Annotated in this window: 18 protein-coding genes; 10 read left to right on the top strand and 8 right to left on the bottom strand. The window is 69.6% G+C overall.

Features of this window, described 5'->3' with window-relative positions; genetic code table 11:
* Positions 1–22: 22 nt before the first annotated feature.
* A complete protein-coding gene (locus EJ357_RS29460) occupies positions 23–958 on the bottom strand; it encodes a S1 family peptidase (RefSeq protein ID WP_126394595.1) in 936 nt (311 codons plus the stop codon).
* Positions 959–1,231: 273 nt separating this feature from the next.
* Positions 1,232–2,038, bottom strand: a complete 807-nt coding sequence (locus tag EJ357_RS29455) for a hypothetical protein (RefSeq protein ID WP_126394594.1) — start codon at positions 2,036–2,038, stop codon at positions 1,232–1,234.
* A 125-nt stretch (positions 2,039–2,163) separates the two neighbouring features.
* Between EJ357_RS29455 and EJ357_RS29450 the strand changes: the two genes are divergently transcribed.
* From EJ357_RS29450 to EJ357_RS29425, 6 genes are all read left to right on the top strand, one after another.
* The gene (locus EJ357_RS29450) at positions 2,164–3,375 is read left to right on the top strand and encodes a pyridoxal phosphate-dependent aminotransferase (protein ID WP_126394592.1); all 1,212 of its coding nucleotides are present in this window, start codon (positions 2,164–2,166) and stop codon (positions 3,373–3,375) included.
* Positions 3,376–3,478: 103 nt separating this feature from the next.
* On the top strand, positions 3,479–3,889 hold the full coding sequence (locus EJ357_RS29445; protein WP_126394590.1) for an SCO4983 family protein: 411 nt from the start codon (positions 3,479–3,481) through the stop codon (positions 3,887–3,889).
* A 292-nt stretch (positions 3,890–4,181) separates the two neighbouring features.
* A complete protein-coding gene (locus EJ357_RS29440; protein ID WP_126394588.1) occupies positions 4,182–5,261 on the top strand; it encodes a hypothetical protein in 1,080 nt (359 codons plus the stop codon).
* Entirely contained in the window at positions 5,258–6,427 is a 1,170-nt protein-coding gene (locus tag EJ357_RS29435) for a toxic anion resistance protein (protein WP_126394586.1), read from the top strand. Before EJ357_RS29440 ends, EJ357_RS29435 begins: the two co-directional genes overlap by 4 nt.
* Entirely contained in the window at positions 6,424–7,980 is a 1,557-nt protein-coding gene (locus EJ357_RS29430) for a substrate-binding and vWA domain-containing protein (RefSeq protein WP_126394585.1), read from the top strand. The genes EJ357_RS29435 and EJ357_RS29430 overlap by 4 nt, the downstream gene beginning before the upstream one ends.
* On the top strand, positions 7,967–8,602 hold the full coding sequence (locus tag EJ357_RS29425) for a hypothetical protein (RefSeq protein ID WP_228472644.1): 636 nt from the start codon (positions 7,967–7,969) through the stop codon (positions 8,600–8,602). Before EJ357_RS29430 ends, EJ357_RS29425 begins: the two co-directional genes overlap by 14 nt.
* On the opposite strand, the gene EJ357_RS29420 is transcribed toward EJ357_RS29425, so the two are convergent.
* Complete coding sequence (locus EJ357_RS29420) at positions 8,592–10,325, bottom strand: Ig-like domain repeat protein (RefSeq protein WP_175647565.1); 1,734 nt, start codon at positions 10,323–10,325, stop codon at positions 8,592–8,594. The genes EJ357_RS29425 and EJ357_RS29420 overlap by 11 nt on opposite strands.
* Before the next feature lie 326 nt (positions 10,326–10,651).
* Positions 10,652–12,475, bottom strand: a complete 1,824-nt coding sequence (locus EJ357_RS29415) for a phosphoenolpyruvate carboxykinase (GTP) (RefSeq protein ID WP_126394583.1) — start codon at positions 12,473–12,475, stop codon at positions 10,652–10,654.
* Positions 12,476–12,815: 340 nt separating this feature from the next.
* Between EJ357_RS29415 and trhA the strand changes: the two genes are divergently transcribed.
* The 4 genes from trhA to EJ357_RS29395 all read left to right on the top strand — a co-directional run bounded on the left by trhA (position 12,816) and on the right by EJ357_RS29395 (position 16,603).
* Positions 12,816–13,562 (top strand): PAQR family membrane homeostasis protein TrhA, encoded by a 747-nt coding sequence (gene trhA, locus EJ357_RS29410; RefSeq protein WP_126394581.1) that lies wholly within the window; start codon positions 12,816–12,818, stop codon positions 13,560–13,562.
* 102 nt (positions 13,563–13,664) lie between these two features.
* Positions 13,665–15,206, top strand: a complete 1,542-nt coding sequence (locus EJ357_RS29405) for a DHA2 family efflux MFS transporter permease subunit (RefSeq protein WP_126394580.1) — start codon at positions 13,665–13,667, stop codon at positions 15,204–15,206.
* Between the two features lie 5 nt (positions 15,207–15,211).
* Entirely contained in the window at positions 15,212–15,841 is a 630-nt protein-coding gene (locus EJ357_RS29400) for a TetR/AcrR family transcriptional regulator (protein WP_126394578.1), read from the top strand.
* 33 nt (positions 15,842–15,874) lie between these two features.
* Complete coding sequence (locus EJ357_RS29395; RefSeq protein ID WP_126394576.1) at positions 15,875–16,603, top strand: Mut7-C RNAse domain-containing protein; 729 nt, start codon at positions 15,875–15,877, stop codon at positions 16,601–16,603.
* On the opposite strand, the gene EJ357_RS29390 is transcribed toward EJ357_RS29395, so the two are convergent.
* Genes EJ357_RS29390 through EJ357_RS29375 form a run of 4 tightly spaced genes read right to left on the bottom strand, consistent with a single transcriptional unit; the run spans position 16,591 to position 23,139 of the window.
* On the bottom strand, positions 16,591–19,017 hold the full coding sequence (locus EJ357_RS29390) for a galactose oxidase-like domain-containing protein (RefSeq protein ID WP_126394575.1): 2,427 nt from the start codon (positions 19,015–19,017) through the stop codon (positions 16,591–16,593). The two genes, EJ357_RS29395 and EJ357_RS29390, sit on opposite strands and share 13 nt — an antisense overlap.
* Positions 19,014–20,219, bottom strand: coding sequence for a glycosyltransferase (locus EJ357_RS29385; RefSeq protein WP_126394572.1), 1,206 nt, complete (start codon positions 20,217–20,219; stop codon positions 19,014–19,016). The genes EJ357_RS29390 and EJ357_RS29385 overlap by 4 nt, the downstream gene beginning before the upstream one ends.
* Entirely contained in the window at positions 20,216–21,865 is a 1,650-nt protein-coding gene (locus tag EJ357_RS29380; RefSeq protein WP_126394571.1) for an ArnT family glycosyltransferase, read from the bottom strand. Before EJ357_RS29380 ends, EJ357_RS29385 begins: the two co-directional genes overlap by 4 nt.
* A complete protein-coding gene (locus EJ357_RS29375; RefSeq protein WP_126394569.1) occupies positions 21,862–23,139 on the bottom strand; it encodes a glycosyltransferase in 1,278 nt (425 codons plus the stop codon). Before EJ357_RS29375 ends, EJ357_RS29380 begins: the two co-directional genes overlap by 4 nt.
* Positions 23,140–23,323: the final 184 nt, after the last annotated feature.

The raw sequence follows: 23,323 nt of genomic DNA, 5'->3' as shown, positions 1-23,323 counted from the left end.
GCAAGCAAGCCCTGTGCCGCTGTCACGGCTTGGGCAGCACGCACCCGCTCGCGCTCAGGTCGAGCTTGTTGTCGACGCCGAAGCAGGCGTGGATCTGGTAGATCTGCTGGGCGTAGTTGATGCCCTGGCGGACGGTGACGTTGCCGCTCTCGTCGACCTCGCACGGGTTGTTGACCGTGCAGCGCTCGCCGGACTCGTTGCCGGTGTTGTTGACGGCGACGACCTGGTTGGTGGCCTGGTCGATGACGGGGGAGCCGGAGGTGCCGCCGATGGTGTTGCAGGCGGAGGTGTAGCGGACCGAGTCCTTGAAGGTCCAGTCGCCTTCCTTGAGCTGGTAGGCGAACCCGTCGATGTTGCAGTTGTACAGCCGCTTCCAGTAACCGGAGGCGACGGTGATGGCCGTGCCCTTGACCGGGTGGGTGTCGGCCACGGTGAGCGGGTTGATGCTGTACGAGCTCTTGATCTGCGCGTACGTGGTGGTGAGTTGGTAGAAGGCGACGTCCGTGTCGGTCATCGTCCCGTAGGCGATCTTGCTGGCCCGCAGCGTGCCGACCCGGCTGCCCGAGGCGTTGAGCAGACCGAAGGTACGGCTGGAGGCCCGGTCGACCACGACCTCGCCGGGGCCCGGCATGCCGGTCTCCAGACAGTGGCCGTTGGTCATCACCAGCGCCGGGTCGTTGGCCTCCGAGTCCGGGAAACGGACCACGGAGCCGGAACAGTTGCTGAGTGAGACGGTGCCCGCGAAGCTGACGGCCTGGACCTTTGGGTTCCGGTTCAGGACCTGGCCGAGGGTGTCCGCGGTGGAGGCGACGGTGTCGTTGACCACCGACGTGACCGAGCCCGTGTCCACGCTCTTGCCGAAGGAAGCGGCCGAGTCCACGGGAGCCGCGACCGCGGGTGCGGCGCCGGCCCCGGCTATCGCCAGGGCGAGGAGGGCGGCGCCGAGCGGTTTTCTCATGTGGGGGTCCCCTCATACGAGGAGGGTGACCGAAGAATCTCCGGTCACCCGCATTTTTGTCATGCGCATTCTCACGCAGGAGGGGGGTGCGGACAAGGACTTGATTACCGGCGAGTTCGGGCCGTAGGGGTTTCCCTATCACGGGGAGCCGGGCATGCCGGGCAGGCGGCGCAGGACGTTCACGCGAGGGCATGAGATCACCACAGTCGGAACACCCGGGGCTCACGCACCCTGATCGTCAGGGGCTGAGCGCTATCCCGACCCGCCCTGCCTTCAACCGGGCTTCTTGGTGTTGCCCTGTCCCCGCCCCGGGTGATCGTCGGTCTCGACCGGCGCCGGCGTGGTGGCGGTCGGGGTGGGGGCCGCGCTGGTGGTCGACGGGGCGGTCGAGGGCTTGTCGGTCTTGTCGTCAGAGTCGGACGGGCTCGCAGAGGCGCTCGGAGAGGCGGGTCGCGGCCGTTCGGCGCCTTCGGAGCGGAGAGTGCCGGCCGACGCGCCCGCGGAGGGCCCACCCGGCAGCACCGAGTCGCCGGACGTCGTGCTCGTCCGGTCGCCCTTGTTCTTCGCGCCACCCTCCGAGGAGGACCCGGACAGGGAGAACCCGGCTATCAGCGCCCCGAGGGACAGTGCCCCCGCGACGCCGGCGGCCACCGCGACGCGCCGCGAGCGCCAGGCGCCGGGCCGGACGGCGGGCTGGTGCCGGCCTCGGTGACTGCGGCGGCCGCCGCGTTCCGCGTCGTAGTCGTCGGCGTAGTCGTAGCCGTCCTCGTAGACGTAGTCGTAGCCACCGCCGAAACCGGATGCGCCGCCGGCACCGCGGTCCTCGTGGACACCGTCCACCCCGCCGACCACCCGAGGCAGCTCGGCCGTCTCGTCGTATGCGTTCTGCCACCCGTGGGCGGCCGCCGGGTCGACGTACGCCTCGTACTCGGGGGTCGGCTCGGCCTGCGGGTGGTACACGTTCGGCGCCTCGGGCTCATCGGCCGGCCGGATCCCGCCAGGGGTGTCGTACGCACCGGGCGTACCGTTCGCGGCATTCGCCCCGTACGTTCCGTTCTCGTGGTCAGACGGCCTGGACATGACCGCGCATTGTAGGGACGGGAGCGCCCACGGGACAGCTACCGGCGATAACAGGCCAAACCCCCGCGTCTCACGTGTCGGAAAACACGGACCAAGGTGCGTTACCGCGCCGTAAGCTCCTTGACATGCAGGTGATCCAGTCGACCAAGCTCGCCAACGTCTGTTACGAGATCCGGGGCCCGGTGCTCGAGGAGGCGATGCGGCTCGAGTCGGCGGGGCATCGGATCCTCAAGCTGAACACCGGCAACCCGGCCGCGTTCGGCTTCGAGTGCCCGCCCGAGATCCTGGAGGACGTCCTCCGCAACGTGTCGTCGGCCCACGGGTACGGCGACGCGAAGGGCCTGCTGGCCGCACGCCGGGCCGTGGTCATGCACAACCAGACCCTGGGCATCGAGACCGACGTCGAGCACGTCTTCATCGGCAACGGCGTCTCCGAGCTGATCGTCATGGCCATGCAGGGCCTGCTCGACGACGGCGACGAGGTGCTCGTCCCGGCCCCCGACTATCCGCTGTGGACCGCCGCCGTGTCCCTGTCCGGCGGCACCGCCGTCCACTACCGGTGCGACGAACAGGCCGACTGGATGCCCGACCTCGCCGACATCGAGCGCAAGGTCACCGACCGCACCAAGGCCATCGTCGTCATCAACCCCAACAACCCGACGGGGGCCGTGTACGACGAGGCGATGCTGCGGGGACTGACGGACATCGCCCGCCGGCACAACCTCCTCGTCTGCTCCGACGAGATCTACGACAAGATCCTCTACGACGGCGCCACGCACACGCCCACCGCCGCCGTCGCCCCCGATCTGCTCACCCTCACCTTCAACGGCATGTCGAAGGCGTACCGGGTCGCCGGATACCGCGTGGGCTGGATGTCCATCTCCGGACCGCGCGCGCACGCCGACTCCTACATCGAGGGCCTCACCATCCTCGCGAACATGCGGCTGTGCGCGAACATGCCCGGTCAGCACGGGGTCGTGGCCGCGCTGAGCGGGCGGCAGTCCATCAACGACCTGGTGCTGCCCGGGGGGCGGCTGAAGGAGCAGATGGATGTCGCCTACGAGCTGCTGACCCAGATCCCCGGCGTGACATGCGTACGGCCGAAGGGTGCGCTGTATCTCTTCCCGCGCCTCGACCCCAAGGTGTTCAAGATCAAGGACGACCGGCAGATGGTCCTGGACCTGCTGCGACGCGAGAAGATCATGGTCGTCCAGGGCTCGGGCTTCAACTGGCCGGAGTCGGATCACTTCCGGGTGGTGACCCTGCCGACGGTCACGGATCTGCGGGACGCGGTGGGGCGGATCGGGCGGTTCCTGGACGGCTACAGCCAGCCCTGAGGCTCACGCTGCGTGTACGAGCCGTCCTGTTTTGTGAAGCACTCAACTTTAGACGAAATCTAAGCTAGGATGGCTTCCTGTCAGCGCACAGGAGGCCATCCCCATGTACGAACCGATCCGCACCAAGTCGGTCCACAGCACGATGGCCGGCAGCACCACGGACTTTCCACACCGCTCGCGTGAGGAAGAGCTGGACATTCAGCTCGCCAGCCATCTCGCTGCGCTGCTTGCCGTGACGGACGAGCTGCGTGCGACGGCACCCTCGGAGGACCTGGACATCGCCGCCGAGCGGCTCGCCAGTCAGGTGGCCCGACTGCGGGAAGGCCGTAAGCCGGCCCGCGCGGCTGCCTCCGGCGGCGGGCCGAAGGTGGCGGCGTTGCATCAGCGGGCGCATGCCCTTGCCGGGCGGGCGCTGGTTGTGGCCGCGTCCCGGGCCGATACGGCGGCTGCGATTCTCGCCGCCGAACGGATGGACGCGCATGCCGCCGCGCAGGAGTTGACCGGCGTCAGCTGAACGCCCCTTGAACGGCCCCGGTCCGCGTGCACCCGCAGCGACGCGCGGACCGGGTGCCACAGCACTGCGTTGGCTTTGGTCGGGTTCGCCGTTCCGCCGTAGGGGTTTGTGTCGTGCGGCGGCTGCGGGTTGTGTGTGGCTGATCGCGCCCACGCGGCGGAGCCGCAAATCGACACAGCCCCGCGCCCCTGAGGAACCTCGCATCACCCCGTGTTGTAACGGGACCGGTATGACACCTGGCGTTCATCCCCGTTGACGGGGAACGTTGGATTCCGCGAGCACTCTCCCCGACGTGAGACGTATCGCAGGAATCATCCTCGCGGTGCTGCTGATCGGTGGCGTGGTGGCCGCCGTCGTCGCGGGCCGCAGTAATGAGGACGGCACGGCAACGAAGACCGTGCAGGCGGTGATCGGGTCGGAGAAGGCCGAGTTCTTCGCCGATCCCGATGTGGTGAAGGCCCTCGCCGCCAAGGGCTACACCGTGAAGGCCGAGACCTCCGGGTCCTGGGCCATGGAGGGGCTGGACCTCAAGGGGTACGACCTCGCGCTGCCGTCGAGCCAGGCGCCGGCCGTCGCCCTCGCCGCGAAGTACAAGGTGACGGGGACCCTGCCCCGCCCCTTCTACTCACCCCTCGTCGTCGTCGCGCACCGCAACGCCGCCGAGGTACTCGCGGCGAACGGGCTCGCCACTTTGGACTCCGAGCACCGCGGCACCTTCGAGATGGCCGCCTATCTGGACGCCGCCCGCGCCGACCGCACCTGGCAACAGCTCAAGGGCGCCCGGAAATACGGGGAGTTGACGGGCACCCTGTACCTGTCCAGCACCGACCCCGAGACCTCCAACTCCGGCGCCCTCTATCTGGCCGCCGCCTCCTACGTCGAGAACGACGGCAAGGTCGTCGCCACCGACGCCGAGGTGGATCGCACCGCCCCGCTGCTGCACAAGCTGGTCAGCGTGCAGGGCGCTCAGCAGGCCGGCAGTGACGCCGTCTTCCGGGACTTCGTCAGCGGTGCGGGCAACCCGCTCGTCGTGGTGTACGAGTCCCAGGTCGCCTCCCTGCTGGCAAAGGGGCAGCAACCCGACGACCTGGTCGTCCTCTACCCGGACACCACGGTCAACAGCGACCACACCGTCGTACCGCTGACCGAGAACGGCAAGGCCGTCGCCGAACTCCTCTCCTCGGACCCGAAGTTGCGCGAGCTTCAGGCCCGGCACGGGTTCCGTCCGCAGGGCGAGTCCAGTGAGTTCGCCTTGGACACCACCTACCTCAAGCAGGAACTGACCGGCGTCCACCAGGCGGCCGTGCCCACCTCCGAGGTGCTGCACGAGCTGGCACGACGGGCGCGCGGACAAGGGGGCCACAGCACATGAGCACCAGCGACGACACCTTCGTCCTCACTCCGCCCGAGCCCGTGGCCAGCGTGCCGCGCGAGAAGGCCGGCGGACTCGTCCCGGTCGACGACGGCGTCCGTACCGACATGGCCAAGAAGGCCTCCGACTACGTGGACGGGCTCGCGGCGCTCGACGCCCGCTCCCCCGAGTTCGCCGGCAAGGTCGGGGAGATCACCGCCCTGGGTGCGGGCGAGATGCGCACGGCCGCTGCCCAGTCCAACCGCATGCTGGAGCGGACCATCCGGAGCCTGCCCGACAAGGGCGGGGACGCCCAGGCGCAGGTCGCGGGCTCGCTCGTCGAACTCCGGCGGGTGGTCGAGGACCTGGACCCGCGCGATCTTCCCGCTTCCAAGGGACGCAAGTTCCTCTCCCGGCTTCCCGGCGGCAACAAGCTGCGCGACCACGTCGCCAAGTACGCCTCCGCGCAGGGCACCCTGAACAGGATCGTGGGGTCGCTGCGGGGCGGGCAGGACGAGCTGCGGCGGGACAACGCCGCGCTCCAGACCGAGCGGGTGCGGCTCTGGGAGTCCATGGGCAAGCTCCAGGAGTACGTCGTGCTGACGGAAGCCCTGGACACGGCGGTCGAGCAGCACATCGCGCGGGTCGTGGATCCCCAGCAGGCCGACAGTCTGCGGGCCGACATCCTCTTCCCGGTCCGGCAGAAGCACCAGGACCTGCTCACCCAGCTCGCGGTGTGCGCGCAGGGCTACCTCGCCATGGACGTCGTACGGCGCAACAACGACGAGCTGATCAAGGGCGTCGACCGGGCCGCGACCACGACCGTCTCGGCCCTGCGGATCTCCGTGATGCTGGCCTCCGCGCTCGACCATCAGAAGAAGGTCATCGAGCAGGTCAACGCCCTGCGCGGGACCACCGAGGAGCTCATTCGCGGCAACGCCGAGATGCTGGCCACGCAGAGCGGCGAGATCCAGCGCATCGCCGCCGACCCGGCGGTGGGGGCGGAGACCCTGCGCAGCGCCTTCCAGCAGATCTACCGCACCCTCGACGCCATCGACACCTACAAGGTTCAGGCGACCGAGGCGATGGCGACGACAGTGGAGAACCTGACCGCCGAACTGCAGCACGCGAGCGCCTACTTGGAGCGCAGCCGCTCGCAGGGCGCGCTGGAGGGTGGGCTCGGATGAGACACCTCCAAGGCCCTCGTCGCGGCCGCCTGCTCGCCGTCGCCCTCTGTGCGATCGCCCTGCTGACCGCCTGCACCTCTCAGCAGGCCGCCGAGGACCCGAACGCCCCGCAGCCCGGCACCCTCCGTGTCCTCGCCTCCAGCGAGCTCAGCGACATGGCCCCGGTCCTCGACCGGATCGCGGACGACACCGGCATCAAGGTCCGGCCCACCTACATGGGCACCCTCGACGCCGTGGAGCTGCTGGCGAAGGGCAGGGCAAACGGGCAGTACGACGCGCTGTGGCTGTCGTCCAACGACTATCTGCGGCTGCGGCCGGAAGCCGCGAAGAAGGTCGTTTCGGAGACGTCCGTCATGTCGAGCCCCGTCGCCATCGGGGTCCGGTCCACGACCCTCGGCGAGCTGGGGTGGAAGCCCGACGACGTCACCTGGTCGCAGATCGAGCAGGCCGTCCAGGAGGGCAGGCTCACCTACGGCATGACCGACCCCGCCCGCTCCAACTCCGGCTTCGCCACCCTCGTCTCCGTCGCCTCGGCCCTCTCCGGCGCCCAGTCCGCGCTCAACGACGCGGACGTCACCGAGGCCACGCCCCGGCTGAAGGAGTTCTTCAAGGGGCAGAAGCTGACGTCGGGTTCGTCGGGCTGGCTGGCGACGGCGTACAAGCGGCGCGGGAGCGTCGACGCGCTGCTCAACTACGAGTCCGTCCTCAAGGGCATCCCCGGCCTGACCGTGATCCGCCCCAAGGACGGCGTCGTCACCGCCGACTACCCGCTCTCCTCGCTCGCGTCGACGAACGCCGCGACCCGCGACGACGTCCGCCGCCTCACCGAGGCCCTGCGCACCGAGGACGTCCAGCGGCTGATCACCGAGCGCACCCATCGCCGCCCGGTCGTCGCCTCCGTCGCCCCCGCGTCCGGTCTCGACCCCGGCCGGCGGCGCGAACTGCCCTTCCCGGGCAGCCGTTCCGTCGCCGACGGACTGCTGGACGCGTACGAGAACGAGCTGCGCCGCCCGTCCAGGACGGTCTACGTCCTCGACACCTCGGGCTCGATGGAGGGCGACCGCCTGGCGCAGCTCAAGCAGGCGCTCGCCGACCTCACCGGCGACTTCCGCGAACGCGAGGAGGTCACGCTGATGCCCTTCGGGTCGGAGGTGAAGAGCGTGCGCACCCATGTGGTGGAGCCGGCCGGCCCGAAGGCCGGGCTCGCCGGGATCCGCGAGGACACGGAGGCGCTCTCCGCCGAGGGCGACACCGCGATCTACACCTCGTTGGAGAAGGCGTACGACCATCTGGGCGCCGGCCGGGACACGTTCACGTCGATCGTGCTGATGACGGACGGCGAGAACACCACCGGCGCCGAGGCGGCGGACTTCGACGCCTTCTACGCCGGGCTCGACCGCGACCGGCGGGAGACGCCCGTGTTCCCCATCCTCTTCGGCGACTCCGACGAGTCCGAGCTGGAGCACATCGCCGAGCTGACCGGCGGCCGCCTCTTCGACGCCCAGGAGGGCTCGCTGGACGGCGCCTTCGAGGAGATCCGTGGCTACCAGTAGGACGGCTGCCGGCAAGGCGCTGGCGTACCTGGAGTCCCGCAAGAACATCGCGGGCAGCGCGTGCGGGCTGGTCGGCCTGGTGCTGACGTTCACGGGAGTGGCGGGACCGTACTGGCTCGTCGTGGTCGCGGGGCTGTACGGCGCGGGCGCGCTGATCGCCCCGCCGGAGCGGCCCGCACCGCCCGACTTCCCGGATCCGTCGGCCCAGCTCGACGAGTTGCGGGGCGACTTCGAGAAGCTGCGCGGCTATCTGACGGACATCGAGCTGTCGGTCACGGCCGCCGCCCGGCTGCGGGAACTCACCGAGCTGCTGGCCGCGTTGCTCGACCGGGGCTGGGTGGCCGAGCTGCTCGCGCACGATCCGGAGGGCGTGCATGTGCTCTCCCGGATCGTGCGGCGCGATCTCCCCGAGGCCGTCGACAGTTTCGTACGGACGCGGTGGTGGACGCGGATGGCGCCCGGCACCGAGTCCCCCGAACTGCATCTGGAGCGGCAGCTCGGCCTGCTGAAGAAGGACGCCGAGCGCCTGGCGGCGGGTCTGCGCGAGGTGGAGGCCCGCCGCCAGGAGTCCCACACCCGGTATCTGGAGGACCGGGGCGGGACGGGCGGTATCAGCGCCTGACGTAGAGCGTCGCCGTGGCCGTCGATGCCTCGTGGAGGTCGTCGCCCGGCCAGCTGACCGTGTAGGTCGTGTTGCCCCGGGTGCGCGGCAGGTCGTTGATGGTGAACGTGCCGTCGGCGGCGACCGTCACCGACGACAGCGTGCCGGTGCCGAGCCGGTCCTTGCGGGTGACCTTGAGGACCGCGCGGTCGGGCAGCGCCTTGCCCTGGGCGGTGAACGTGCCGGTGATCTCGACGCCCGTGCTCAGGGAGCCCTCCTCGGGCGCGGTGAGCGCGATCGAGGTGGGTGCCTTGCCGACGGACACCTTGGTGGTGACGTCCTCGGCGGGGCGGTGGGTCAGGTCGCCGAGGAAGGAGACCTTGTAGGTGGCGTCGCCTACGAGGTCGGGCTCGTCGAGGACGGTGAAGGTGCCGTCGTCCTTGACCGTGAAGGTGCCGAGCTCGTGGGTGCCGTTCGCGTCGGTGCGGGTCGCCTGGACCCTCAGGGGCTCGGCGGGTGCCGGGCCGTCCTGCTCCAGCTTGCCGCGTACGGCCAGCGGTTCGCCGGCGGCGGCAGCGGCGGGGCTGTGGGTGAGGCCGCCGGTGAAGCGGGCGTCGTACTGGACGGCCGGGGGCTGGATGATGTGCAGCCAGTACTGGCTGCCGGCCGCGTTGGTGGTCACCGCGAACAGCCGGGAGCCGTCCGCCGCCCACTCCAGGCCGCGCGGCACCACCCGGTCGCCGTCGAGGCTGCCCTCGAAGACGAACTCCAGCGGGGCGGTGGAGTCGGTCGGGTCGGCGGGCTGGACGAGCAGGTCCGGCGTGGAGCCGGTGGCCGAGGCGCCGCGCGCGATGTACCTGCCGTCGCCGCCGAAGGCGACCGCGCTGGCGGTGGCGCCGGACGGAAGCGCCGGGTAGCCGGCCGCCGCGTCCGACAGGTCGGCGGTGTTGAGCAGCCGGGTGCCGGCGGTGGCGTCGGCCACGGCGACCTTGCCGCCGTCGGCGGACAGCGCCAGGTCCTTGAGGTCCAGGGCGCCCTTGCCCTCGGCGTCGGCGAAGCGCCGCGCGCCCTCGCGCACGGGGCTGGGGCCGCTGGTGTCGTACACGGTGAGGAAGGGATCGGCCGCCTTGGCGTTGAGCGGCTGGCCCATGAGCATCTTGTCCCCGGCGCCGGCTTCCAGCAGCAGATCGCCGAAGTCGTTCCAGCCGGTGCGGGTGTGCGTTCCGTTGATGACCGCGTCCAGGTAGGTCTCGGCGGTGGCGCACTGGGAGACGTTGGACGCGAACGGCGTCGTGAAGTAGACCTGCCCGCCGGACTGGGCGACCTCGCGGCCGCAGTAGTCGGTGTTGGCGTAGGCCACGACGGTGCGCTCGTAGGTCGTGGTGTCGATGGCCTCGATCCGGTCGCGCAGTCCGGCGTAGAGCTTGCTGCCGTCGGCGCTGACCGCCAGGCCGGAGACATGGGCCTGGTTGGTGGTGATCGTCGTGAGGCGCTCACCCGCGAAGTTGTAGACGGTGATGGTGCCGGAGTTGAGGTAGTAGCCGACGTTGCTGTCCGCCACGAAGACGCGCTGGTGGACGTTGTCGACGGCCAGCGCCGAGTACGACGAGATCGGCAGCTTGGCCACGGAGTCGGACGCCGCCGCGTGCGCCGCCGGTGCCGCGGCGACGGTCAGGCCGGTCCCGGCGAGTGCGGCGGCGAGCAGCGTGGCCGCGAGGCGTCTGGGACGGTGTGCAGTATTCAACTGTGCCCCCCACAGGCTGTGTTGAGCGCCTCCTGGGATCAGTGACGCTCTTGTGATGCATATGAAACAGCTGTGAAGATCACACAATCAAGACGGCACGACCGCGAAAGGGGCCCCGATATGCGAAAGGGGCCCGAAACAGGCGAGGGCCTGTCGTCGCGTTGCTCCCGTCGGGGCGGACGGGAAGGTGCGACGACAGGCCCGGAGCCCCGCACGCCGTTGTACGGAACTTCGCCGGTCTGTGGTGCTGTCACCGCGGCCGGCCGTGACGATGTTGCTGGTCAGGGCACGATCGGAGCCGGCCGCGGCGTCCTTGGGGGCTTGTCTCAGCCCAGGCGCTGCACCAGGGCGCGGTACTCGTCCCACAGCTCCTTCGGCGTGTGGTCACCGAAGGTGTTGAGGTGGTCGGGGACCAGCGCCGCCTCCTCGCGCCAGACCTCCTTGTCGACGGTGAGCAGGAAGTCGAGGTCGGAGTCGGCCAGTTCGAGGCCGTTCGTGTCCAGCGCGCCCTTGGCCGGCAGGATGCCGATCGGGGTCTCGACGCCCTCGGCCTTGCCGTCGAGGCGCTCGACGATCCACTTCAGGACGCGGCTGTTCTCGCCGAAGCCGGGCCAGACGAACTTGCCCTCGTCGTTCTTGCGGAACCAGTTGACGTAGTAGATCTTCGGCAGCTTGGACTGGTCCTTGTCCTTGGCCACGTCGACCCAGTGGGCCATGTAGTCGCCCATGTTGTAGCCGCAGAACGGCAGCATGGCGAAGGGGTCGCGGCGCAGCTCGCCGACCTTGCCCTCGGCGGCGGCGGTCTTCTCGGAGGCCACGTTGGCGCCGAGGAACACGCCGTGGTTCCAGTCGAAGGACTCCGTCACCAGCGGTACGGCGGTGGCGCGCCGGCCGCCGAAGAGGATCGCCGAGATCGGCACGCCCTTGGGGTCCTCCCACTCGGGCGCGATGATCGGGCACTGCGAGGCGGGGACGGTGAAGCGGGCGTTGGGGTGGGCGGCCGGGGCCTCGGAGGCCGGCGTCCAGTCGTTGCCCTTCCAGTCGGTGAGGTGGGCCGGAGTCTCCTCCGTCATGCCCTCCCACCAGATGTCGTTGTCGTCGGTGAGGGCGACGTTGGTGAAGACCGAGTTGCCCCACAGCGTCTTCATCGCGTTGGCGTTGGTGTGCTCACCGGTGCCGGGCGCGACGCCGAAGAAGCCGGCCTCGGGGTTGATGGCGTACAGGCGGCCGTCCTCGCCGAAGCGCATCCAGGCGATGTCGTCGCCGATCGTCTCGACGGTCCAGCCGGAGATGGTGGGCTCCAGCATGGCGAGGTTGGTCTTGCCGCAGGCGCTCGGGAAGGCGGCGGCGACGTACTTGGACTCGCCCTGCGGCGGGGTCAGCTTGAGGATCAGCATGTGCTCGGCCAGCCAGCCCTCGTCGCGGGCCATGACGGAGGCGATGCGCAGGGCGTAGCACTTCTTGCCGAGCAGGGCGTTGCCGCCGTAGCCGGAGCCGTAGGACCAGATCTCGCGGCTCTCCGGGAAGTGGGAGATGTACTTGGTCTGGTTGCAGGGCCAGGGGACGTCCTCCTGGCCTTCCTCCAGCGGGGCGCCGACGGAGTGCACGGCCTTCACGAAGAAGCCGTCCTCCCCGAGCTCGTCGAGGACGGCCTGGCCCATACGGGTCATGGTGCGCATGGAGACGGCGACGTACGCCGAGTCGGTGATCTCGACGCCGATCGCGGAGAGTTTCGAGCCGAGCGGGCCCATGCAGAACGGGACGACGTACATCGTCCGGCCGCGCATCGAGCCGCGGAAGACGCCCTTCTCACCGGAGAAGACCTCGCGCATCTCGGCGGGGTCCATCCAGTGGTTCGTCGGGCCGGCGTCCTCCTCCTTCTCGGAGCAGATGAAGGTCCGGTCCTCGACGCGGGCGACGTCGGTCGGGTCGGAGGCGGCGTAGTAGGAGTTGGGGCGCTTGATCGGGTCGAGTTTGCGGAAGGTGCCCTTCGCGACGAGCTCCTCGGACAGGCGCTCGTACTCGGCCTCTGATCCGTCACACCAGACCACGCTGTCCGGCTGCGTCAGTTCTGCGATCTCGTTGACCCACGAGACGAGTTCCCGGTGGTTGGTGGGGACGACGGGGGGAGCCGCGATGTCGCGCGCCACGGTTGCTCCTAAGTGAGGGATTTTGTCTGAATATGCCCTTGTATGCCCCGTGGGGGCCGCGACCCGGATGCTTCGCAGACAGGACATCTTCTGGATCTTCCGCGCTCATCCGGTGCCGACCGCACTCATTTGATCATCCGACGCGTCCGCCCATATGTCCAGAGGGCGTCACAGGTGAGCGGCGTGAGCATCACCACTCATCGAGATGTTTTCGATGCGTCACCACGGCTTCACCCCGGGTGCGCCCCTGCCGGGTACCCCATGAGACGATGGCCACTTCCGTGCGGTCATCTGGCCGCCCTGATACGTAACTTACGGTTCCGTAGGTACGATGCCCCGCATGACGTCGCCCGCCCCCGACGCGCCAACGGACACGCCGGCCGCCGGCCGCGAGTCCGACGCGCGCTCATTGCCGCACCAGATCGCACACCACGCCCAGCAGCTCACGGACGAGATCAAGCCCAAGCTCCGCGGCTGGCTGCATCTCGGCATGTTTCCGGCCGCGCTCGTCTCGGGCCTGGTGCTCACCGCCCTCGCGGACTCGGCGCGGGGCCGCCTCGCCTGCGGGATCTTCGCCCTCACCGCCTGCCTGCTGTTCGGCGTGAGCGCGCTGTACCACCGGGGCAACTGGAGCCCGCGCATGGACGGCATCCTGCGCCGGCTGGATCACGCCAACATCTTCCTGATCATCGCAGGCACCTACACACCGCTGACGATGCTGCTGCTGCCGGAGGCCAAGGGCCAGTGGCTGCTGTGGGGCATCTGGGCCGCCGCCGCGGCGGGCATCATCTTCCGCGTCTTCTGGGTCGGCGCCCCGCGCTGGCTCTACACCCCCTGCTACATCGCGATGGGCTGGGCGGCCGTCTTCTTCCTGCCGGACTTCATGCGCAGCGGCGGCATCGCGGTGCTGGTCCTGGTCATCGTCGGCGGTGTCCTCTACAGCGCGGGCGGAGTGATCTACGGCATCAAGCGCCCGAACCCGTCACCGCGCTGGTTCGGCTTCCACGAGGTCTTCCACTCCTTCACGCTGGCGGCGTTCATCACGCACTACGTGGGGATCTCGCTGGTGGCATACCAGCACGGGTAGTCCGCACACCGCTCCTCGAAGGGCCACGGCTCAACGCCGTGGCCCTTTTTGCATGCCGAAACCGATTGACAGTTCCTATCTTTTGAGAGCTACTCTCATTTCATGGAAACTGTCACTCCAGATCCTCGCCGTTGGTGGGCTCTCGCCGCGCTGGTCGCGAGCATGCTCACGCTCGGCTTCGACATGACGATCCTCAATGTCGCGCTGCCGACGATGGCCGCCGATCTCGGTGCCACCACCGGCCAGCAGCAGTGGATGGCGGACGCGTACGTCGTCGTCTTCGCCGCGCTGATGCTCCCCGCGGGCCTGCTCGGCGACCGCTTCGGGCGGCGGCTGATGCTGATCACCGGGCTCGGGATCTTCCTCGCTGGGTCGCTGGTCGGCGCACTGGCCGGCGACGTGAACGCGGTGATCGTCGCGCGTGCCGTGATGGGCGTCGGCGCGGCACTGGTCACCCCGCTCTCGCTGTCCGTGCTACCCACCCTCTTCGGGCCCGCGGAGCGCACCAAGGCCGTCGGCATCACCTCCGCCGCCTCCGCGCTCGGCCTGCCCCTCGGCCCGATCATCGGCGGCTGGCTGCTGAACCACTTCTGGTGGGGCTCGGTCTTCCTGATCAACCTCCCCATGGCCGCGATCGGCATCACCGCCTGCGTCTTCCTGCTCCCCGAGACGAAGGACCCCGCCTCCCCCGAGGTCGACACCGTCTCGACGGCCCTCACCGCGACCGGGCTCGGCGCGCTCGTCTACGGCATCATCGAGGCGCCTACCCGGGGCTGGGGCGACCCGCTGGTCCTGGGCATGCTCGGGGCGGCCGTGCTGCTGATCGCCGCGCTCGTGGTGCGCGAACGCCGGGTCGAGCGCCCCATGCTCGACATGAACCTGCTGGCCCACCGCGGCTTCCTCTTCAACACCGTCGCCGCGACCCTGGTGACGTTCATCCTGACCGGCCTGCTGTTCGTGCTGCCGCCCTACCTCCAGGCCGTCCTCGGCCACGACGCCCTGGGCACCGGCGTGCGGCTGCTGCCGATGATGGGCGGACTGCTGGTCGCCTCCCGCCTCGCCCCGAAGGTCGTCGCCCGCTTCGGCGCGCGTGCCGCGGTGAGCGCGGGCCTGGTGGTGCTGGCCTTCGCCGGGTTCCTCGGCAGCCGCACGGCGGTGGGCTCCGGCTACGGATTCGTGGCGCTGTGGCTCACCATCACCGGCCTCGGCTTCGGTCTCTCGCTCATCCCCGCCATGAACGGCGGCCTCAGCGCGCTGCCCCGCGACCGCGCCGGCAGCGGCTCCGGGCTGCTGATGACCCTGCGTCAGGTCGGCGGCGCGATCGGCATCGCCCTGCTCGGCAGTCTGCTCGCCGGCGCCTTCCGGGACCGGCTCGACGTCACCGGGCTGCCCACCGAGGCGGCCGACACGGCCGGCGAGTCCGTGGTCGCGGCACACCTGGTCGCCGAACGGGCGGGGTCGGCACAGCTCGCGGCCTCCGCGAACAGCGCCTACGTCCACGGCATGGGCGTCGTGCTGCTGGTGTGTGCGATCGCGGCCCTCGTCTCCGCCCTGCTGGCGGCGGCCTTCCTGCCGAGCACCCCGGAAGCGGAGAAGCCCGAGACCCCGGACATGGCTGCCGAGCAGGCCGATGCCCGACAATGAGCCCCATGACACCCGCACGCCCCGTCCCCCTCCCCGAAGGCCCCCAGCTGGGACTACGCGAACGGAAGAAGATCAAGACCAGGATGGCGATCCGTGAGGCGACGTACGCCCTGATCAAGGAGCAGGGCTACGACGCCACCACGATCGAGCAGATCGCCGAGCGCGCCGAGGTGTCGCCGTCCACGGTCTTCCGCTACTTCCCGACCAAGGAGGACATCGTCCTCACGGACGAGTACGACCCTCTGATGCTGGAGGAGTTGCGTGCCCGGCCCGCCACGGAGTCCTGGCTGGACTCGGTGCGGTACGTGCTGCACCGGTCCATGGACGCGCTGCTCGCCGAGGACCCCGAGGCGGTCCGGGTCCGGGCGCACCTGGCGGTCCAGATCCCCGCCGTCCGCGCCCGGATGATCGAGAGCATGTCGGCCACCGGACTGCTGCTGCGGGGTGCCATCGCCGAGCGCCACGGTCTGGACGCCGACTCCCTCGAAGTGCGGGTCTACGCGATGTCCCTGGTCGGCGGCCTGATGGAGGCCAACATCACCTGGGCGGAGAACGACTGCCAGGACGAACTCCGCGATCTGGTGGACCGCGCCCTGGACGTCATCGAGCACGGCCTCCCCGCGAAAAACACCTGAGGCACGAGCCCCTAGCCGTGACATCCTGACGAGGTGAACGGTCCCGGGATCCATGTCGAGTTCGCCCCCGAACTGCGCATCTTCCTCCCCAACGGACGGCGCGAGGGCGGTGCCGCCCAGGTCACCACCGACGGCGTCTCGACCCTCGGCCATGTCGTCGAGTCCCTCGGCGTCCCGCTGACGGAGGTCGGTGCGGTGGTCGTGGACGGCCGTGAGGTGCCGGTGTCGCACATCCCGGCAGCGGGCGAGTCCGTCTCGGTACGGCCCGTCGCACGCCCCCAGCGGGTGCCCGGCGCTCCCCTGCGCTTCCTGCTCGACGTCCATCTCGGCACCCTCGCCCGGCGCATGCGCCTGCTCGGCGTGGACACGGCGTACGAGTCGACGGACATCGGCGACCCGGCGCTCGCCGCCCGCTCGGCCGCCGAGCAGCGGGTCATGCTCAGCCGTGACCGGGGTCTGCTGCGGCGCCGCGAGCTGTGGGCCGGTGCCTTCGTCTACAGCACCCGCCCCGACGACCAACTCCGCGACATCCTCGAGCGGTTCCGCCCCGAGCTGCGTCCCTGGACCCGCTGCACCGCCTGCAACGGCCTGCTCAAGGAGGCCACCAAGGACGAGGTGGCGGACCAGCTGGAGGGCGGGACGCAGCGGTCGTACGACGTCTTCGCGCAGTGCACCCGGTGCAAGCGGGCGTACTGGAAGGGCGCGCACCACGAGCAGCTGGTGGCCATCGTGGAGCGCGCCCTGGCGGACTACGGGAGCTGACGCAGGGTCACATCACCCTTTCCGCAGGCGATTCCGTCCCTGTTCCGGTCCAGCCGCAGCGGATCGTCCTTGCCGTTGACTTTCAGACGGCCGTAGTCGTTCTTCTTCAGCCAGTCGCAGCGGGCCTTCGTCGTCGCCCTCACGGTCGGCGGGAAGTCCGTCGGGACGCAGACGTTGGCGGAGCCGTAGTGCCGGTCGCAGCCGGAGACGGTCGGGCCGACCTTCTGCGACGTGCGCTTCTTGCCGGGGCCCGTGACCTTGCCCTCGAGGTTGTCGGCGAAGTCGTGGACGTGGGCGGAGGCATCCGTCGCGCTCAGTGCCTGCGGGCCCTGGAGGTGCACCCACTTGGCGACCGACGGCACTCCGTTCGCGTCCACCGCGAAGAGCATGTACCAGCCGGGCGGGGCCAGGTTGGGGTTGCTCGTCACGTTCAGGTCGATGTTGTTGCCGTCCACCGACAGGGGGAGATCCACGAAGCGCTGGTTCGGGTCGGAGGAGTGGGTGACGGCGGCCGGGCGGATCAGTTCGGCCTTGGCGATGGGCCGGTCGACGGTGATCCGCTGGGTGTCGCCGTACGTCCACTCGGTGTCGATGACCGAAGTGATCGCCGGACGCTCGCCCTTGAGGAGATAGGGCGGGGTGTAGATCGACACGTCGTGGTTCCAGCTGCCGTTGCCCGGGTTGTCGCCGGTGGTCATCACGCGGCCGTCGGGCAGCAGGAACGCCGAGGAGTGGTAGCCGCGCTCCTCTGGGTCGGCCGCCACCGGGTCGAAGGTGCCCGTCGCCGGGTCGTAGAGCGACGACTCGTACACCGGGTCGGCCCGGTTGTGCAGCGCGCCGCCCGTCTCCAGGACCTTGCCGTCGGGCAGGAGTACGGCGGAGACGTACATCTTGCCCTGGTTGCCGGTCTGCGGGACCTTGCCGGCTCCGAGGTCGACGGTGCCCTGCGGGAGCGGCGGGCCGGCGACGTAGGACGGGTTGGGCTGCTTGAGGTCGATGACGTCGGTGAGGCGGTTGGCGTCCGGGTTGGAGTCGATGTTGCCGCCGCCGATGATGAGGACCTTCTGGTCCTGGGCCGGGGGCAGCAGCACGCTCGCGGACTGGTCGCGCTCGTCCTTGTTCCGCAGGCCGGGGACCTGGGTGATCGTGTTGGCGTCGTAGTCGTAGATCGCCGACCCGGTGCCGGGGATGTTGTTGCCGAACGTGTGGCTGCCCGAGTAGAAGAGGCGGCCGTCCTGCATCAGGATCATCGACGGGTACAGGCCCCAGTAGGACCAGGTCTGGTTGACCTTCCAGAGTTCGAGCCACTTCTGCTCGGCGTCCGACCACAGTTCGGCGGTCACCGAGCCGGTCGAGTCCTCCTTCAGCCCGCCGAAGGAGATCACGTCACCGTTGCCGAGGATCGTGGCCGACGGATACCAGTGGCCGTCGTTCATGTCGTTGGTCTTGCTGTAGGTCTCGGTGACCGGGTCGAAGACGTACGAGTCCTTGTAGCCCTGGTAGCCGATCGTGCCGTCGGCCGACGGATAGCCCTTGTTGCCGCTCATGACGAGCACACGCCCGTCGTCGAGCTGGACGTGGCCCGCACAGAACATGTCCTTGGGCGTGGTGATCTGCTTGTACGTGCCGTTCTGCGGGTCGTAGACCGCGCTGGTGAACGTGCCCGCCGCGAACATCTGCTCGCTGTTGCCGGAGCCCGCGATCAGCAACACCTTGCCGTTGCGGAGGACGACGGAGTGCATGGAGCGGACCGGGTTCTTGGTCGGCAGGACGTCCCAGCGGCCGTTCGCGCACTCCTCCGCGGTGCCCGTGCACACCGGGTCGGGGACGGGGTCGGCGACCTGGTCCATCGTGTAGTCGTCGGTGGTGACGGAACCGGTGCCGTAGACGGAGACGCCCCAGGCGATCCGGTCGGTGCCGGCGGGCACCTCGGGTGTGCGGACCGTCGCCTCGGTCCAACCGCCCGCCATCTCCAGCGTCTTGAGGTCCGTCCAGTACTGCCAGCCCGCCGTGGGGTCGTGCCGGAAGAGGGTGACCGAGGTGTCGGGGGTGGTCGACTTGTACCAGAGCCCCAGGTCGTACTGCTTGCCCGGCGTGACGACCGGCGCGCACTCGGCGGACTCGGTGATCAGCGCCTTGCGGTCGCCGTCGACGCGGCGGGTGAGCGTGACCTTCATGGCCTTGCCGCCCGAGTGGGCGTCGGCCACCGTCTCGAAGGTGACGTCGTTGTCGCCCCAGCCGGACTTCTTCCAGCAGTAGGGCATGTCGTCGGTACCCGCGGTCTCGAAGCCGGGGTTCTTGATGAGGTTGGCGGCGGAGGCGGGCTGGGGCGCGGTGAGGAGGAGGCCTCCGGTGAGGCCGAGGACGGCCAACAGGGCCGTTCTCCGTCCGGCTCTCGTGCGGCTCGATCTCATGCAGTGCTCCTTGCTGTGCGGCTCCCGCGCCCGGTCCCCTTCCGGCCCCGGCGCGGCAGATAGACCAGCGCTTCGGTACCGGCGAAGCGCAGGACGAAGGTGACGACCAGGGCCAGTGCCGTGGCGGGCAGCACGGCCAGCCCGAACTGCCCGACGAACAGCGCGATCAGCGGGATGCGCAGCACCAGGTCGGCGTTGGCGAGCAGCGCGAACCGGATGGTGCGGTCGGCCCAGTGGCGGTGGACGCGGCGGTCGCGGAACAGCAGCTTCTCGATCAGCAGGAAGTTCCAGGCCACGCCGAACTGGTTGGCGACGATCTCGGCGGGCAGATAGTGCAGCCCCGCCTCGGTCATCGCCCACAGCGCGGCCAGGTTCGGCACGAAGCCGGTGAGCCCGATCAGCCCGAACACCACCATGCGGGACAGCGGGTCGGCCGTACGCAGCCCGGCTAGGTGCCGCAGGAAACGCCGCCCCTCCGCCGCCGTGGACTTGGACTCCCCCGCGAACCGCTCCTGGAACACGAACGGCACCTCGGTGACCGTGCGCGGGCGGCTGCGCACGGCCAGCTCCAGCAGGATCTTGTAGCCGAGCGGCTTGAGCGCGTCCGCGGTGATGTCGCTGCGGCGGATGGCGAAGAAGCCGCTCATCGGGTCGCTGATGCCGTGCAGGCGGCGCGGGAAGAGGGACTTGGTCAGCCAGGTCGCCGCCCGCGACACGGCCACCCGGTAGCTGCCGGCGAGCCCGGCCCGGCTGCCGCCCTTGATGTACCGGGAGGCGACGACGAGCCCGGCGTTCGCGCGCTCACCGGTGGCGACCAGGTCCGGCACGAGGGACGGCGGGTGCTGGCAGTCGCCGTCCATGACGACGATCCAGTCCGACCCTGCCGCCTTCATCCCCTCGACGACCGCGCCGCCGAGCCCGCCGACGGGTTCGTCGCGGTGGATGACGGTGACGGGGAACGGGCAGTCCTGCGCGGCCTCCTTGATGACCTGGGGCGTGTCGTCGGTGGAGTCGTCCACGAAGACGACCTCGCAGGGCAGCCGGGACGGCACCGACTCGGTGATCATGTGCAGCAACTGCCGTACGTTCGCCGACTCGTTGAAGGTCGGTACGACGATGGTGACGGCGCCCGGCTCGGGCACCTCGGCGGCCTCTACCGAGGGATCGCCCAGCTCCCCGGGGGCGGTGTACTCGTGGGTCATCGAACGCCTCCGGAGGCTGTCTGGATCTGGCGGATCTCGATGCGGTCCTCGCCGCTGCCGAACACGGCGACCGGCGTCGAGTGCTCGATGGCCGCCTTGACGTTGGGCAGGTCGACCGCGTCGCGCCGTACCGTCGGCGAGGCGACGACGTAGTCGAGGTCCTTCCAGCCGCGGGGCATCGTCTTCGTCACGGCCGGGTCGAGGTCGGCCTTGTAGAACCAGATGACGCCGAGCCCCGGCTCGTACCCGGCGTGCACCAGGTCCAGCCACAGCGCGTCGTCGACGAGGACGCGGGTGTCCTTCGGGTCCGCCACCTCGGTGGACAGCCACTTCGAGGCGGCCTGGTAGGGCGCGTTGGCGTCGGCCGTGACGGCGGTGCGGTCGCCGTCGTACCAGCGGGGTACGACATAGGCGCCGGCGGAGATCGCGAGGACGGCCGCGAGGGCGTACCGCCCGCCGGTGAGGTACCGGTGCTCGCCCTCGGACCTCCACCGCCGCAGGGCGGCGTGGGCGACGGAGGCGGTTCCTCCGGCGAGGACCAGGGCGAGGAACGGCAGCGCCTGGATGACGTACATGGCGGGCAGGTAGCCGTTGGGACGCATGGCCACCAGGGCGAGGATCGCCACCGCGAACGACGGTCCGGCCAGGGCGCGGGCGGTGACCGACCAGCGCCAGGTGAACAGGAGCAGCAGCGCGCCCGCGAGGCCGCCGAGGATGAGGACGCGGTCGTAGTAGAGCCAGGACCGGAGCACACCGTGCGAGCCCGAGCCCTGGTCGAGGATGAAGCCCGAACCCGGCCTGGTCATCTGGTACTTGATGCCGTCCCACAGCGAGACATGGCCGTCGCCCGGGAACATCTCGCCCTTCAGCAGGGCGAACAGGGGGTAGGCCAGGCCGATGAGCGCGCAGGCGGTGACGGCTCCGGTGAGGGCGAACTTGCGGGTGTCGCGGTGGCTGTGCCGCCACATGGTGACGAAGACCGCGGGGAGGACGAAGAGCATCGTCTCCTTGGTCAGCACGGCCGTGGCGGCCGCCATCCCGGCGCCGAAGTGATGCCAGAGGTGGCGGCTCGGCGAGGCGGCGAGGGCGAAGGCGAGCAGCGTCCACATCACCGCGAGGTTGTCGAGGAAGATCTCCCGCTGGAGCACGACCGACAGCGGGGACAGCCCGAACAGGACCATGCCGAGCCCGGCCGCCCAGCGCGGCAGGGACAGCCGCCGCCCGAGCACGTACACCAGGACCGCGCTGACCGCGCTGATGACGAGCATCGCGGCACGCATCGAGCCGACGGTCATCGACTCGGGGCTGAGCGCGGCCGGTATCCAGGTGAGCAGGGCTATCTGGATCCAGCCGAGCGGCGGGTGGTCGTACCAGTAGGTGTAGTGGGCGAGGCCCCGGCCCTCCTGGACGGCCCAGGCCTGGGCGAGGTAGGTGCCCTCGTCGTCGCTGAGGGTCGGGTAGTCGGAGATGTTCCAGCCCTGCACGACGAGGATCGCGACGAGGAGCGCGCCGCACAGGAGCAGGTCGGAGCGGGAGGAACGGAGACGCTTCGACGGGTTCGTTCGAGCGGTCGAACGCGTTTCAGGGACAGCTGTTCTCTGCGCGGGGACCTTCGGAGTGGTCACCGCGGGAAGGGTGGAGGTCACGCAGGGACGTCCTCTCGGAGGTCTCGGGTCACTTCGGCATCGGTGAGATGCGCGCCGACGTGGCTGGTCAACTCCCAGTCGTTCTGGCCGCGTTGCTCACGCCATACGGCGCGGACGGCGGCCCCGGCGAGGAGCACCTGGTAGAAGGGGCCGCCCACGACGAGCTTCACGTAGTGCACGAAGCGCACCCGAAGTCCGTACTGCTTGCCGAAGTCGTGCAGTCCGACGATCTCGAAGACGAAGGTGACGAGCGCGGTGACGGCCGGCAGGAAGGTGATGAAGGCGACGCTCACGGACACGTCGAGGAAGACCGCGATCGCGATGTTGAGCGGGATGATGAGCCCGGTGAAGGCCTGCATGAACGGCGTCATGAGGGTGTACCGGGCGAGCAACCGCTGCCCGAAGGTGGGCAGTTGCTTCCAGTCCTTCTTCCGGTAGACCTGCAGGAAGCCCTGGTTCCAGCGGGTGCGCTGCTTGAGCAGCGACATCAGGCTGCCCGGCGTCTCCTCCTTGGTCACCATGTCGGAGTCGTAGGCGACGACGACCTTCTTGCCGACGCTGGACAGCCGCACGCCCAGGTCGCAGTCCTCGGCGAGGCAGTTGGGATCCCAGCCGTCGGCCTCCCGCAGCACGTCGGTGCGCACGAAGACGGTGTTGCCGCCGAGCGGGATGAACCCCTTCTGCGCGTGCAGATGGAGCCGGGAGCGGAACCAGAAGAAGTACTCCAGGCAGTTGCGCAGGCTGTACCAGCTGGAGTGGAAGTTGATGAGCTGGACCCCGCCCTGGACGACGTCCGCCCCGGTCGTCCGGAACGCGTGGTCCACGTGCGCGAGGAGCTCCGGGTGGACCTGGTCCTCGGCGTCGAAGACCCCGACGACGTCGCCGCGGCAGTGCGGCAGCGCCGTGTTCATGGCCTTCGGCTTGTTCTTCTTCTCATGGGTGTCGACGACGACCCGGACGCGCGGGTCACGGGCGGCCGCCTTCTCGGCGACCTCCGTGGTCTCCGGGTCGTCGTGCCCGACGATGACGATGATCTCGAAGTCGGTGTGTGTGGACTCCAGCAGTCGCTGGATGGTGTGGTCCAGCACGGCCTGTTCGTGCCGGGCCGGCAGTAGCAGTGAGAACGAGACGTGCTCGTCCCCGTCCGGTCTGCTGAACCGGGTGGAGGCGAGCACCTCGGGCGTGCGCCACGCGTGCATCTGCCACCACAGGGTGAAGGCCGCCATCCAGAACAAGGCCAGCGACACAGCAGATATGAAGACAGACGTCAACAACAGATCCCCCCAGATCCCCAATGCCCCCTGTCGCGACAGTGAGTCACACCAGTCGCGGCACTGTGCAGAGATTAAGGGGGATCTGTGAAGTCCGCAGACCGTTTCAGTGAAGAGCGCGTTTCATCACAACGATCCCCGAGAGTGAACAATTCGAACACGGCCTGCGTAACCGTCCCGAACCCGC

Source organism: Streptomyces cyaneochromogenes (assembly GCF_003963535.1).
Taxonomy (GTDB): Bacteria; Actinomycetota; Actinomycetes; order Streptomycetales; family Streptomycetaceae; genus Streptomyces; species Streptomyces shaanxiensis.
The sequence above is the reverse complement of the archived record's forward strand: the minus strand, read 5'-3'. Positions and strand labels throughout refer to the sequence as shown.